Origin of the sequence: Flavobacterium sp. Root420, from assembly GCF_001427905.1 — a bacterium.
In the GTDB taxonomy this organism is placed as follows: Bacteria; Bacteroidota; Bacteroidia; order Flavobacteriales; family Flavobacteriaceae; genus Flavobacterium.
The window spans coordinates 14,347-28,207 of sequence record NZ_LMEF01000001.1 but is presented as its reverse complement, the minus strand read 5'-3'; the positions used below and the strand labels follow the sequence as shown (position 1 = coordinate 28,207).

Here is a 13,861-nt window from a genome sequence, read left to right as displayed (position 1 = left end):
TTTAAAATGTTTTTTAGAATCTTATTATATTTTACTTGTACATAGTTAAATTGTTGAGCCTTTTCTGTTATTACACATTAATAATTGCTCCTGTTGAGTTAATTTTCGATTATAAACAGCCATTTCATCAATTAGACCTGCATAACCATTTGATGATGACCCTATAATGATGTTACCTGACTGGTTTGAAATATTAATAGTTCCAGACCAGATTAGCACTCCATCTACATAACTTTGACTATTATTTGTTCCTATGCCTATATTTAAAACAACCAAATGCCATTCATCGTCACAAATTTGTTTAGCTCCATGTAAATTTCCATATACCAAATTATAAGTGTATGCTCCAGATTTAGTGAGCAATTGTCTCGGATTATCAAGTTTGTTGCCTGATTTAACCCAAAAAGCAAATGAACCCGTACTGAATTGAAATGCAATTGGATTTCCTAAATTAATATAATTTGTGGAACCATTTAAACTATACCCGGAACCAACTAATGTAGCCTGATTAATAGTAGCTCCATTGTTCGTTGCGTTATTTATACTCAAATAATCATTAATGACAGTTCCCTCAGTCTCATCCATTTTGTAATAAGCCTGCAAACCATCGATTGGAATTGTTGACTTATTGTTTGTCGATGATAGGACTGAATTGCTGGCAAACGATCTGTTGCCATAAATATCAATGCTATATAATGTTATAATATATGTTTGATTTGCATTTAAACCATAAATATATTGTCCGCTCGTTTTTATATCAGTATAGTAATATCCATCTATCCAGACTTCGTACATCAAAATTGTGTATACACTTGACGGGGGGGTAAAGTTTATTTGTAAGGCAGATCTGTAAACTGTCCCGGTAGATACATCTATTATTGAATTTGGAGTTGTCTTTTCACTTCCTGTCAAATAAGTAATGTTGACCCCGTGACTCGAAGCTCCGATAACTAAATCCTGATCCGGATTTCCATTATTTACGGTTTTTAAATAATCGTTAATAAATAATTTTACTAGACCTCTACCATTAGCCCAAATTGCTTCATTAGTTGTAATATTAGCTCCTATTGCTATTGCTTTTGGAAAATATTGATAATTTATATTTGGAAATCCAAAATTAGCGTTATAAAAACATGTTGCACCAATTGATGTTACATTAGGAAAATAGTATCTTGAAGTATTACGAGAATTATAAAAAGCATTTGCCTTAATTGTAGTTACTTTACCCTCAATATCATAATAATAAGTAGGAGACGATAGTCCAACTGCAGAATTTTGAAAACAGTCATTTGGAATGTTGTAAGTATTAATTATGGAACAGCTAATATTACCATTCGTTACTTTAAAGTTTTTAATTGAGTTTATGTTAATAGCTAACTTATTTGCTAATAATGAAGGAGTATTATAAACTATACCAATGCCTCCAATATATGTGTTTATTTTGTATTTTGTTTTTGCAAAAACTGTTTTTCGAAGACCGCCCATTTTACACACCAAATAAATAAATGTTATTACTGTCGCTCATTTGCTGCATAAGCGTAAAAATACTTTTTTCTGCAATTGTAGGAGGTGCTCCCATAGCCCAAGCTTTTGGTGCAGCAATTGTCCATGTTAATGTACAGCCCGGCAATGTAGCTCCTTCAAAAGTATATCCCGGAGGTAAACCACTTGCCGGTATAGTTATCGTTACGTTAGTTTTAAAAAAAACAGTTTTACCATGCCATGAAGACTGTGCAATTTGAGAGGTAGAAACCTCTACCTGATTAACAATATCTTGTTTTGAAGCAAGTGCAGCCAGCTGAGCGGTTGAAATTGGTTTTTCAATATCTTTAGTTTGATCAATATAAACAAGTTTTGCCTTTTCGGCAGAAGAATAATCCTCAGTAGAGAGCCCTTTACCAGTTAATTTATCAACTTTATTATTCTGTAAAACTTTACCCATTTCGGCAGTTAAAGCTTTTGTGACTCCTCCCGAAGTAAGGTCATTAATTAGATTAGTATTTAAGGAATTTTGAAGTTCTTCTATTGCATCTGCTAATTTTTGAATGGTACTAAGATTAAAATTATCGGAAGCAAGTACAATATTAATAGTATCTATTAAATCTTTTAGAATTTTACCTTGTCTTGCATCCAATGACATTCCTGCAGTAGAGTAATCCAGAGCATCATAAATACTAACTTTAATATCGTTAATATCACTAAATTTTAGTTCTCCATCATCGTTAGTAGTTAAGAGTTTATTTGGCTGGTTTTTTTCTAAATCAGCGACTTTTATTCTGTTATATTTCATACTTATTATATTTATAAGTGTTTGTAAAAATTTATTATTTGTGATGAACTTGTAATGTCTTTTAATTTCATAATAGTTGTAATTGTGTTAAAAATGACAACCATATCTCTACAAAATATTGTTTTCAAAAAACAAATTCAATTGTTCTTTTAGCTGTATTTTTCTTTGAAGGTCTAAAGATAGGCCTATACTAGGGCAATAAAAAAATTGCGCTTAGTAGCTTAACAAGGTTGTAATATTACTTTACAGATGTTTAAGTATTACACTGTAAGTCCAGCCTTGTGGTGCTAAATAAGTGGCATAAAAGATTATTTTTAAATTAAGTTAAGCCAAATTACTAATACATTAGTTAAATTACTAACAAATTAGTTTGTCTACTAATTAATTAGTAGTATCTTGCATCAAAATTTGTAAACGATGATAAAACTAGCCAAAAGAGAAGAACAAATCATGCAGGTATTTTGGGATTTGAACAAAGCCTTTATACGAGATATAATTCCATTGCTGCCAGATCCGAAACCGCATTACAACAGTGTTGCCACAATTGTGAAGATATTGGAAGAAAAAGGATTTTTGAATCATGAAACAGCAGGAAATATGCATTGCTTTTTTCCGGTTATCAGTAGGGAAGAATATCAGCAATTTGCACTGAAAGATATCGTTAGCCAATATTTTGATAATTCGTACCCGCGAATGTTAGCCTTTTTTGCCAAAGAACAAAAATTGACAGAAAAGGATTTGGATGAAATAGTAACTATTATTAAAAATGACACCAAATGATACCCTACATTTTATACTCAGCCCTTATTCTTACTGTCTGTTTGGTATTTTACAAACTGCTTTTACAAAAAGAAACTTTCTTTCATTTAAACAGGTTTGTATTGCTTTCCTGCATGGCACTGGCTTTTATTTTGCCATTGGTTCCGGTTCCTCAGCAATTATCTTTTAGAAAAATTCCTGTAGAAAAACACATTACAGTTGCTAAAACTTCAGTTGATAATAGTAAGACGAAGCAGTTAAAAGAACAGTCTGTACAACCAACGCTTGTGGAGCAGACTAGAGAATTTATCAATATTGAATCTTTTACTAAGCTGTTGGTTTATTTGTATTGGTTTGGAGTTATAATCTTCGGACTTAACTTTTTGATGCAAGCTATCTTATTGCTTTACAGAGCCTATTCAAAGTCGGTTATTCAGGATGGAAAATTCCGTATTGTCGAAATTACAGGTGATAAAGCGCCTTGTTCTTTTGCCAACAACATTTTTATCAATCCTGAAAAATATGAGTGGGAAACCTATAATCAGATTTTGCTGCATGAAAAAATTCATATTGAGCAAAAACATACAATTGATCTTCTGCTTGCTGAGGTGGTTCTCGTATTTCAGTGGTTCAACCCTTTTGCATGGCAATGGAGAAAAGCCTTAGAAACTAATCTTGAATTTTTGACAGATGATCAAATGTTGCAACAAGATGCAGTTGAGAAAGAAAGTTATCAATTCAGTCTGCTTAAAGTAGCGGCGCCCCAATTCCCTTTGAGTCTTACAACTAATTATAATCAATCATTATTAAAAAAACGAATCATCATGATGAACTCAAAAAAATCAAACGTGCACACCACCTGGAAATATTTTTTCCTCGTGCCAATTATGGTGCTGTTTGCCTGCCTTTTTAATCAACCGGCAGCGCAAAGTCAAACGCTTTCTTCCAAAGAAAAAGAGAAACAAGAAGGACAGTCAAACATTCAGAACGGAATGGAAACCGAAGGAAATTGGTTTGCCACAATTAAAGGCAATACCGTAAATGTTCAATTTAAAAGCAACGAGAATGATAATTCTAACAGTACTTTCCAATTGGATGAGTTTAAAGATCTTCCGAGAGACAAACAAGGTACATTTACCCTGACCCGCGAAGCCGGTACAATGACTTTTATTGGTAAATTCGAAGGCGATAAAGGAATGGGAACCTACAAATTTACGGCCAATAAAGGCTATGGCACAGTAATGAATAAAGAAGGAATTGATCTTGAAGACGATGAAGATTTTATGGTTTTCTTTATGATTAATGTCAAACAATCTTATGTGCAAATGCTTAAGAAAAAGGGCTACAACAATCTGGACAAAGATCAGGTGATTCCTTTGGCTGCTCTGGATGTAAATGAAGCTTATATTACTTCAATCAAACAAGCAATTCCGGATATTGATTTAGATAATCTGGTTCCTTTTAAATCATTAGGAATAGACAAAGCCTACATTGAAGAGATTCGTAAATCTGGTTACAAAGACCTTAGTCCGGGTAATATTATTGCATTAAAATCTCAGGGAATTGATGCGAAATATATCAAGGATTTTCACAGTTCTGTTAACTCGAAAAGGAATAACAAAGATGCAGATGATGCGGACGACGATGTTATTGCATTTAAATCATTAAACATTGATCAGGCCTTTATTGATTCTTTTAAAAAAATAGGTTATAATGATCTTTCAAATGATGATTTGATGGCTTTGAAATCATTAAATGTAACACCGGAATATATAAATAGTTTTGAGAAAGCAGGTTATAAAAACATCAAAACAGAAGATTTATTTGCTTTGAAATCATTAAATGTAACTCCTGAATTAATAGTACAATATAAAGATCTTGGTTTTAATGATTTGGATCTGAATGATGTAGTGGGAGCAAAAGCAGTGGGCGCGACACCTTCTTTTATTAAATCGATGAAAGGAAAAGGGCACGACTTTAAAAACTTAGATAAATACATTTCATTGAAAGCCGTTCTAGGCAATTAAACATAAAACAACACGAGTTGTAAGACAGAAAAAAGCCCAAACCGAAAGGAATGGGCTTTTGTACTTTTTAATGACTCTTACTATTCTCAAAACCAAGAATGGTAATCATATAAGGGGTGTTTGAAACTTTTATTTTCTTTTCAATTTTCATAACAGCAAGATTCAGCTGCAATAATTCTCCGGTAGTTGGAGAGGTGATATAAGCAAAATTTTCTGTGAGCTGCATTTGCGGTTTTAAAGCCGCATCAGTTGAGGTTTCGCTGATTATTTTTCCTTCTTTTTCCACTTGTAAACTTGTCAGGTTGAATAATTTAAATTCTCCTGAATGCAATAGGACTCCGAGTTTAGTAGCATTGTAACTCACTTTACATTGCATAATCGCAGTATTTTGTATAATTGGTTTAATGGTGCTGTTTACCACATCAATTAAGTAAGTTCCTTTTGCAGCAGTGTATCCGACAAATTTTCCTTTGGTTTTTGTTTCTAAAATAGTTCCAAACCAGGCAGCTCCAAAATCTTCAGGAAGTGCAATAAGCTTCTGTTTTCCTGAACTTTCAACAACCAATACACCACTCGCTGACCCGAAAACGGCATAAGTTCCGTCTGAAGCATTTCCATGGATCCCTTTTGTGGCTACAGTAGCATCAAAAAGGGTTTTTCCTGTATTATCAATAATTTTTACTTTTTCAGGCAATGTTCCTGTAACCGAATTATCTTTTACCGTAATTGCATAAGTGCCATTGGTAAAAGTAGCCATAGCGCCGTGATGCGCCAGTAAACCGGCATTTATTGATTTAAATGTCGCTCCGGTTGTATTGATTTCTGATTCTTTAGCAACCGATAAAGTTCCGTCTCCGTCATTAAAAGTTAGTAATTCTCCAATTTTACTTTTAAAATGGGTTGGCAGAAGCGATTGACCAATAAGTGCACCAAACTTCGGAATTCCGTCTACATCAACATGATCACCGTGACTTTCGAATCCGCTGTCAAAAGTTTCTACCGTATTTGCTGTTCTGTGGATAATTCCCGCGTATCTGCCGGATTCAGTAGTGTAAAGTGATGCTTTTGCAAATTTGGCATTAAGGAAACTGGTCGTTGCATCTAGTGGATTTACTAATGTAAGATCTGTCGTTTTTTCATCAGAAAGTAATATTCTCAGGTATTTGTATTCGGATAACGTTTGATCCGGAATCGTCTCTGTGTTATCGTCATCATTGTTACAGGAAACTGCAAATGAGGCTAAAGCAAATAAGAAAATCAGTTTGAAATAATTGTTTTTCATTTTTAAAAGGTATTTAAGTTATTATTTAGAATTAATGAATTAATAATTGATAGTAATGGACATCGATTTGTAGACACTCAGATTGTAGGTTGTGTTTTTATAAAGTACCACCCAATTGTATTGACCGGATTGCCAGGCTTTGTCTCCTGCAATTGCAGTTCCGTCTGCCTCTTTTTCCGTACCAATGGTAATGCTTTGACCACCCCAAACTTCATTTATTTTTTGCAGGGTAGCAATTTTTGAAGCAGGAGGTAGGCCTTTATGTTCCACTTTTGAGATGACAATTACCTTTTTGAAATCCAGATTATCGATACTTTCCGGATAGTAATTGAGGCTCTTTTTTATTAAAACAGAATATAAAATTCCGTCACCAATTATCTGGCTTACCTGTGCATGTGCGGTAAGCAAGTCGTTCTTTTTGAAGATTAATTCGGGCTCGACCCAGGTTTCCATATAATAAATCAGATCGTCATTTCTGGATAACATATCTCTGCCAATTAACGGATCAGCAGGCATATTGGCAGGATCTGTAATGGTTAGTTCTTCTTTAATCTCGAGTTCGGTTCCGTTTTCATCTTTTACTATGAAATAGAAATCGAATTTACCTTCCGGAGCTTCAGCCGGAATATTGAAGTGTTTGTGCATATTAGTGTTTTTGGCACCTTTGTATTCGATCCAGGATAGCTCAAGCTTCCAGTCTTTGGTGTAGGTTTCTCCTTTTTTAGGAAGGATTTTTAGCTGTACATCGGCAATTTTATCACCAGCCACGATATCGGCATTAAAATGGAAATCACGGCCAATCAGGGCACGTTTGTTATTGGCGGTTCCGATTTCGATATTGGTGGCTGTGGGTTTAGTAGCGGTACGCTCATCGTCGTCGTTATTACAAGCTGTGAAAGTGGCAGCAGCGACAAAAAACAGAAGAAATAATTTTACTTTTTTCATAGGGTTTGGAATTGATTAATTGAATTCATATTGCATTTTATTGATGTATTAAAAAGGGAATTTTCACTGAAAGAATGATGTTTCTACTGGCTTCCGGCAGTTCGATTAGCCTGTTAAAACTGGTATGGTTGAGATATTTGGCGTTGAACAAATTCTGAACCTGCAGACTCACAATAAAATCCTGCTGTCCGGCTTTGGCTTTAGATCCCAATGCCAGATTGAAAACACTACTGCTGGCCGTTTTTTTCTCCGGAGGAACAATCTGATTTTGAGCAGCGGTATAGCGGTAATCGATTGAGAAATAAGTATCTTTCAAATACTTTATTTCAGGCGAATAATTCAGTCCAAACAAAACCGAAGCAGGAGGTGAGAAGGGAAGTGTATACCCTTTTTTACTGCCTGATAATTGTTCCGAATAAAGATATTCCGCCAGAATTTCACCGCTAAAATGAGGGGTAAATTGATAACGCGTCTGTAATTCACCACCGTAGCGCATCACTTTGCTTTGTTCGTATTCAAAAACCTGATTGCCGGCACCGTAATAGATATCATGCTGCGAAGTCGGGTTGAGGGAAATGTAATTGGGGAAATAATTGAAAAACGGATTCAGTTGCACCGACCATTTATGTGACTGCCATTCCATACCAAGATCCAGTTGATAAGAACGTTCGGCTGATAAATTCGGATCTCCTTTCTCAAATCTGAAATAGTGGTAATTGACACCGTTTGAGGCGAGTTCTTTGGCGATTGGCATTCTGAAACTCGTTCCCAAATTAGCTTTTAAAGACCATTGCCCGGGCGTATAATTCACACCCGCCGACCAGTTATAACTTTTGAAAGTCCTTGTCAGTTCCTGAGAACGTTCCAGATATTCGGAAATGGTCTGGCCGTTTTCTGTAATTTCACTCGGAAACCAGTCGGTGTATGGTTTCATTTCGATTCGGCCATAATCCAGCCGCACTGCGCCATGCAGCAGCCACAAATCGTTGAGCTGCATTTTGTCGTAAACAAATAATCCGGCGTTGGCTTGTTTAAAGGCCGGGATTAAAAAACTCCAGCCATTAATTTTATTTTGTTGTTGTTCGCCATTCAGCCCCAGGGTAAGTTGATGGTTTTGGATTGAAAATTCATCTTTGATTGCCGCCGAAAAAACTTCTTTATCATATTGTCTTTCTAAATCCCTTGGCGCATACATGCCTGCCGGATATATGGGCGGCATATAGCCGTGATTGACATAATGGCTGTATTCCCTGCGGAAATTCTTCTGGAAATCCAATTGCGTTTCCAATTGATGTGTGCCCAATTGAAAAGAAGTGGTGTTGCTGATTTTAGTATGCGTGACTTCCTGAAAAGGCATTAAAATATCCCGGCTCGATTTATCATGAAGTGCGATATCTACATTTCGCGGTTCCAGTCCGTGAGCGTTGGCAAAAAAGCCGCTTTTGCTGTAAAAATTACTGACATATACAACCGATTTGAATTTTTCGCTAACATATCCCGTACTCGCATGCCAGTCGAATTCGCGTCCTGCCGTGTTACGCAAATGATTTTTATACAAAGGAACAGCATAATTGTAAACCTGCACCGTATCGGTAGGAACCCGATAATCTCCATAATCCATGGCGGTTATCCGGGTATCGAAAAACCATTTTTCACTACGTCCAAAAAGATTGATCGATCCGCCAAATTGCTCGTTATTGCTTTTTCCGGTAAAATCAACACTTCCGCCCAAAACATTTTTAACCGGAAAGGGAACAGGTATGATATTGACAGCACCGCCAATGGCATCTGATCCATAAATAAAAGAGGAAGGTCCTTTAATAATTTCAACCCGATTTACGGCATACTGGTCAATTTCAAGCCCGTGATCGGCGCCCCATTGCTGACCTTCATGTTTAATGCCGTTTTCGACAACAATAACCTGATTAAAACTTAGTCCTCGAATTAAGGGTTTTGAACCACCAGAACCAATGGAAATGGTTTTAACGCCCGCAATCCTTTGTAAGGACTGCATCAGGCTTCCGCCGAGATTCCGCTGGATAAAACTGCTGTTTACGATTTCAAGATTAAGCGCTGTTTCTTTTTTGCGATGTGTCTCATAAGAATCTGTAATGATTACTTCCTGTAATTCTTTTATTTCCGGATGTAATATAACAGGAAGTACGATTTCCCTTTTATCCAACGAAAGCCTTGTTTCATAAAGCGCATAACCGGAATAACGAACGGTTAAGAACTTAGAATTTTTTGGTATCTGATTAAAAACGAAATGACCCGCCTGATCTGTGATTGTGCTTGTATTGGAGGGATGTAGGATAACGATAGCGCCTTCTAATGGCTTTTGGCCATTAGAAAATACGCTACCCGATAGACGAACGGTTTGTGCTGCTGCCTTTGTCACTATAGCAAAACAAAAAAGCAACAGGCAAAAAGTTCGCAATCGATTTGATTTATTTTTATACATTAAAAACAACTTATAAAACTTTAATACTTAATCCTTTAATAGTTTGCCAGCCTTCCTTATCCGTCAGACGGATCATAAAGTGATAATCACCCGGATCAACATCAGCAGGAATCGCGATTTCCTGTGTAGCATCGTAACTTTTTTGTCCCGCGGGAATGGTAGCAGAATTGATATACAACATCGGATTTACAGGCTTTTTGACTGGTTCAGTATCACAATTATTGACTTCAGTACTGTGCGTATGATGATCAAAATTGTGGTGAATGTCCAGACTGTAAGATCCTAATTCAGTGTTGTCTGTAAATTTTGCCCTGAACGTAATTTTCTGTCCACGGGTTACCTGGCTGCACTGTATGGGGAATGCATTTGCAGCCGAAATATCAACTACAGGATATTCGGTATCAATTTCATTTTTGTCACTTTCACAAGAGGTGAGAGCAAGGGCAATTACACAAAAGAATGCAAGGATTGTGCTTTTTGGGCGTGTGAGAATATTCATAACTATAAAATATGGGTTACAGAGGGAGTGCATTTCGTATGAGAAATGGGGTAAAACGTGAAATGCGGGGATGTGAAATGTTAACTGTAAAGAGTGAGATGTGAAATGCTAAGGATGCATGGCATTGTTACCTAATGTAATTATGCATATGCCTGATCATTTTAGAATGCGTGAATTTTAATGGTGTTCCCGACGAAAATAATCATGAGGCATAACCACTAAAGGCAATGCTGTTGACATTTAAAGCTGGAAAAACTAATAAATAAACAAGTAATCAGAAAAAGGAATACCCTTTCAGATAATTTGCTTCTAAACACATCTTGCCATTTCACATCTAACACTTTACTTTTTACAGTTTTAGAAAATAGGAGGTGCCCTAAGGAAAAATAATGAGCCTTTGAAAAACTCAGAAAAGGATCTGGAATAAAAATGGGACCTATGGATTAATGTAGCATTTTTATAAAACTGAAAACAGTTAAAAGTAAAAGTACCAACCAGACTCAACTTGAAGTGGCAAATGGCACATTCTTCATTAGAATGATTATGTACTTTTAAATCCGTTTTAGTGGTGTGGAATTGTAGTTTTACGCTTTTGTGCGCAGCATTGTGACTTTGTATGTGTTCATAAGAATGTATTGCCGGAAATAGTATCGCAAAGACTACAACCAACGGTAAGAAAAGAGATAAGATTCTGAATTTCCTTTTCATTCTAATGAACAGCGATTAATGCAATGTTGTTGCAAATATAAAACTCTTATTCCTAAATGCAACATTGTTTCAATAAAAATTCAGGCATAAAAAAATCCTTATGTGTATGTGCATAAGGATTAGTGTTTTATAGTGAACCAGAATTTTAATTATCGCAAAAAGCGCCAATTTGCTTTAAATGTCTTTCTGTTTGATATTTATTGAAGTTGTTCCATTTTGGTGCAACAGTTGTTTTTTGCCCGTACATTGCGTCCAGACAGATGTTGTTGTCTTTGTATTTATCGTGTAAAACAGACAGAATTTTAAAGAAGAATTCATCAAGCATTACGATGGCTTCAAACTCAGATTTTAGCATATTATAATTGTCATCTGTTGGATTTAATAATTGCAATAAATCTAAAACTGCTGCTTTTTCATCTTCATTAATTTCAGTTGCATAACCCATTTTTAGCGTTTTAAAAACTAAATTATTCCAGGCTTTGCTGTCATGTCCCCATTGTACATCAGGAAGGTTTAAAGAATGCTCACAAATTAAAATAATTGAAAAAAGAACATCATTTAAGTATTCTGCCGGAAACTCATCAAAACTTCTGAATTCAAAACCGCTTTGGTACATTTTTTCCTGATTAAAATCAAGCCCAACTTCTGAAAGCATTTCGTATTCCATTTCAGTTTCAATCTGGTCACGCCACCAAATATTTTCTTCCTTTTCAAATTTTAGCAGTTTTCTAAAATTATCCACATTATAGGTTAGAATTTTACCTTTTGGCATTGCTTTGTTATACGTTCCCACGCCTATGTAGCGGGACATTGCATTTCGCATCGAACCCAAAGTGAATTTTTTGTCCAGACTGTATTTGTCGCTGATCACGCCCATAATATCCGGGCTTCCAAGCGTGGCTATAAAAAATGGCTCAAACCATTGTAGTAAATAAATAGCGTTGGCATGTGTTTTCTCAAAATCATTGTAATCTACAATTCGGCTATCTTCTGTCAAAGAAGGCAAAGTGATATGAAAATGGTACGTCCCGTTATTAAACAAAACCAGGTTTTCCTGATTGGTCATGAACATATTAAGGCCGTTATTATAATCTGGAAAATTTAGTTTTCCGTTTACCACTGACGATTCGTTGATTTTATCCAAAAATAGTTTTTTCGTTGCTTTTAGTTCCTTGCAAGAATCAGCTATTGTTCTATTTTCAAAATACTTCGTTACAAATTCGATAGAATCGCCATCAAAATGTACAGAACCCATCGTTTTATTTCTTTGGGTAATCATACTCTGAATGTTGTATGGCTGATCTTCAAGGAAAATTTCCATAATTGATTTCCCTAAATAGTCAGGATTCTCAATTGGTTCTGCGCCCACCTCGCCATTTTCTGTATCCACTAATGGTTTTATTGGGGATAATGTTTTGTGTTGATAGTTAATATCCAGTTTTTCCAGCGAGTGACTGTTCATCATTCGGCTCACTTTATAGCTCTCTTTTGAGTTAAAAGCTTTTTTCAAAACAGGAGCCAAACTTTCCGGTTTGTAACATTTTCGATAATCGATGCTGTATTTTTCAAAACCAATTTTATCTTGTATAAACGCACCAGAAACTATTAAGGATTCCTCAAATTGCATATAGGTTTCGTTTTCTAATCCAATGCCCCAATAATATTTTTTTGTCTGATTGTCTTTCATTTATACTAATTTTCTTTTATGGTTATTGTAATTTATAAAGTTGTTTTTTATTCAGAAACACAGATCTAAGGATTCAAAACCAGAGACAAAAAAGCTGCAACGGAAGCAGAATTGTTGCCTCCATTCAAAAAGTTTTAGTATCCTTTTAAAATTTTAGAAATGTATGTTTTAGTTTCAGGAATTTTGCACTTGTATCAACTGAATGACTGATGAAAAAAGTAAAATTTTATAAAGGGGCTTATAAAACTATAATAATCATTAATTACTTTTATATCAATAATTTAAGCAGATGAATAGCCTGATTGTTATATTTCGCTATTCCTGTATTTTCCAAGTTGCAAAAGTAGTTTTTTATTATCGTATTTCCAAACGGTTAATACGCTGAAAATCAATTATTTTTTTGAATGTTTGAGCAGGAGGTTCACAGGCTTTATTTAGTCATGATAGTAAAAAACAAAATCCGAATATAATTCATCATTCCACCAGTCTTTTCTTACTTCTGAAAAGTAATTGTAATTCAGCTTTCCTGCCTGCGATTGTAACGGATAAACGACAACACCGTTCTCACGATACGCTTTGTGTAAATCGGTTTCTGGAACAACCGGAACGATGTGTCCAGAAAGTCCTCTTATTCTTCTTTTGGCACAAATGATTCCGATTCCGCCATTTTCATTTACCTTATTCTGAATTTCATCGGCAGTAAACATTTTTTGCCAGCCAAAATTTGGCCCCCATTCTGAAAACCAATCGGTTATGGCGCTAGAATAGATTCGGTCTACGGTTTGCTCGAAAACGGCTTCAACTTCCTGTCCTTGCGCCATTTTTTCAAGAGATTCAGCTGTCCACCAAACTGTTGGAAGATAGACTTTCGAGAAATAGCAATAATCATAAGAGTACACATTGCAATAGGTATCTTCAACAGTTTTTTGATATCGAATGCTGTTTTCAACATCCAGTTTAGCAATAAGTTTGTGAATGCTTTCTTTTTTACTTGTCGTATCAGTCAAATCTCTAGATGGAATATCAGAATCAAAGAGAGGCGTTTCCTTCATTTCCATTGAATCTAAACGAGATTCAGGATCAGGTAATAAATCTGCTTTTTTTATTGGAGGATATGTAATTGGATTATTTTCCAGAGGTAACGAGGCTACTGATTCTATATGTTTTTCCATTATGACTTCTTAAAATTAATTGACCCGACAG

Annotated in this window: 10 protein-coding genes; 2 read left to right on the top strand and 8 right to left on the bottom strand. The window is 35.4% G+C overall.

The genetic code is table 11. The features are described from left to right. Positions 1–45: 45 nt before the first annotated feature. The gene (locus ASC72_RS00120) at positions 46–1,485 is read right to left on the bottom strand and encodes a LamG-like jellyroll fold domain-containing protein (protein WP_056184906.1); all 1,440 of its coding nucleotides are present in this window, start codon (positions 1,483–1,485) and stop codon (positions 46–48) included. A gap of 1 nt (position 1,486) precedes the next feature. Continuing rightward, positions 1,487–2,290, bottom strand: coding sequence for a hypothetical protein (locus ASC72_RS00115; RefSeq protein WP_056184904.1), 804 nt, complete (start codon positions 2,288–2,290; stop codon positions 1,487–1,489). Between the two features lie 417 nt (positions 2,291–2,707). Between ASC72_RS00115 and ASC72_RS00110 the strand changes: the two genes are divergently transcribed. Next, positions 2,708–3,070: a BlaI/MecI/CopY family transcriptional regulator gene (locus tag ASC72_RS00110; protein ID WP_056184902.1), complete on the top strand. Its 363-nt coding sequence runs from the start codon at positions 2,708–2,710 to the stop codon at positions 3,068–3,070. Continuing rightward, entirely contained in the window at positions 3,067–5,076 is a 2,010-nt protein-coding gene (locus ASC72_RS00105) for a M56 family metallopeptidase (protein ID WP_056184899.1), read from the top strand. The genes ASC72_RS00110 and ASC72_RS00105 overlap by 4 nt, the downstream gene beginning before the upstream one ends. Positions 5,077–5,143: 67 nt before the next feature. Here ASC72_RS00105 and ASC72_RS00100 read toward each other — a convergent pair whose 3' ends face one another. From ASC72_RS00100 to ASC72_RS00075, 6 genes are all read right to left on the bottom strand, one after another. Further along, a complete protein-coding gene (locus tag ASC72_RS00100) occupies positions 5,144–6,358 on the bottom strand; it encodes a hypothetical protein (RefSeq protein ID WP_056184896.1) in 1,215 nt (404 codons plus the stop codon). A 39-nt stretch (positions 6,359–6,397) separates the two neighbouring features. After that, on the bottom strand, positions 6,398–7,303 hold the full coding sequence (locus ASC72_RS00095) for a DUF4625 domain-containing protein (RefSeq protein ID WP_056184892.1): 906 nt from the start codon (positions 7,301–7,303) through the stop codon (positions 6,398–6,400). A 37-nt stretch (positions 7,304–7,340) separates the two neighbouring features. Then, positions 7,341–9,764 (bottom strand): TonB-dependent receptor, encoded by a 2,424-nt coding sequence (locus tag ASC72_RS00090; RefSeq protein ID WP_082564207.1) that lies wholly within the window; start codon positions 9,762–9,764, stop codon positions 7,341–7,343. 10 nt (positions 9,765–9,774) lie between these two features. After that, the gene (locus ASC72_RS00085; RefSeq protein ID WP_056184889.1) at positions 9,775–10,263 is read right to left on the bottom strand and encodes a DUF4625 domain-containing protein; all 489 of its coding nucleotides are present in this window, start codon (positions 10,261–10,263) and stop codon (positions 9,775–9,777) included. Between the two features lie 853 nt (positions 10,264–11,116). Then, positions 11,117–12,658 (bottom strand): hypothetical protein, encoded by a 1,542-nt coding sequence (locus ASC72_RS00080; protein WP_056184885.1) that lies wholly within the window; start codon positions 12,656–12,658, stop codon positions 11,117–11,119. Positions 12,659–13,092: 434 nt separating this feature from the next. After that, positions 13,093–13,830 carry a hypothetical protein gene (locus ASC72_RS00075; RefSeq protein ID WP_056184884.1) on the bottom strand — a complete coding sequence of 246 codons (738 nt, stop codon included), beginning with the start codon at positions 13,828–13,830 and terminating at the stop codon, positions 13,093–13,095. Between the last annotated feature and the right edge of the window lie 31 nt (positions 13,831–13,861).

Bases quoted from the DNA above. Each gene is read 5' to 3' on its own strand.
- ASC72_RS00120 (WP_056184906.1), bottom strand. From the start codon at position 1,485: ATGGGCGGTCTTCGAAAAACAGTTTTTGCAAAAACAAAATACAAAATA.
- ASC72_RS00115 (WP_056184904.1), bottom strand. From the start codon at position 2,290: ATGAAATATAACAGAATAAAAGTCGCTGATTTAGAAAAAAACCAGCCA.
- ASC72_RS00110 (WP_056184902.1), top strand. From the start codon at position 2,708: ATGATAAAACTAGCCAAAAGAGAAGAACAAATCATGCAGGTATTTTGG.
- ASC72_RS00105 (WP_056184899.1), top strand. From the start codon at position 3,067: ATGATACCCTACATTTTATACTCAGCCCTTATTCTTACTGTCTGTTTG.
- ASC72_RS00100 (WP_056184896.1), bottom strand. From the start codon at position 6,358: ATGAAAAACAATTATTTCAAACTGATTTTCTTATTTGCTTTAGCCTCA.
- ASC72_RS00095 (WP_056184892.1), bottom strand. From the start codon at position 7,303: ATGAAAAAAGTAAAATTATTTCTTCTGTTTTTTGTCGCTGCTGCCACT.
- ASC72_RS00090 (WP_082564207.1), bottom strand. From the start codon at position 9,764: ATGTATAAAAATAAATCAAATCGATTGCGAACTTTTTGCCTGTTGCTT.
- ASC72_RS00085 (WP_056184889.1), bottom strand. From the start codon at position 10,263: ATGAATATTCTCACACGCCCAAAAAGCACAATCCTTGCATTCTTTTGT.
- ASC72_RS00080 (WP_056184885.1), bottom strand. From the start codon at position 12,658: ATGAAAGACAATCAGACAAAAAAATATTATTGGGGCATTGGATTAGAA.
- ASC72_RS00075 (WP_056184884.1), bottom strand. From the start codon at position 13,830: ATGGAAAAACATATAGAATCAGTAGCCTCGTTACCTCTGGAAAATAAT.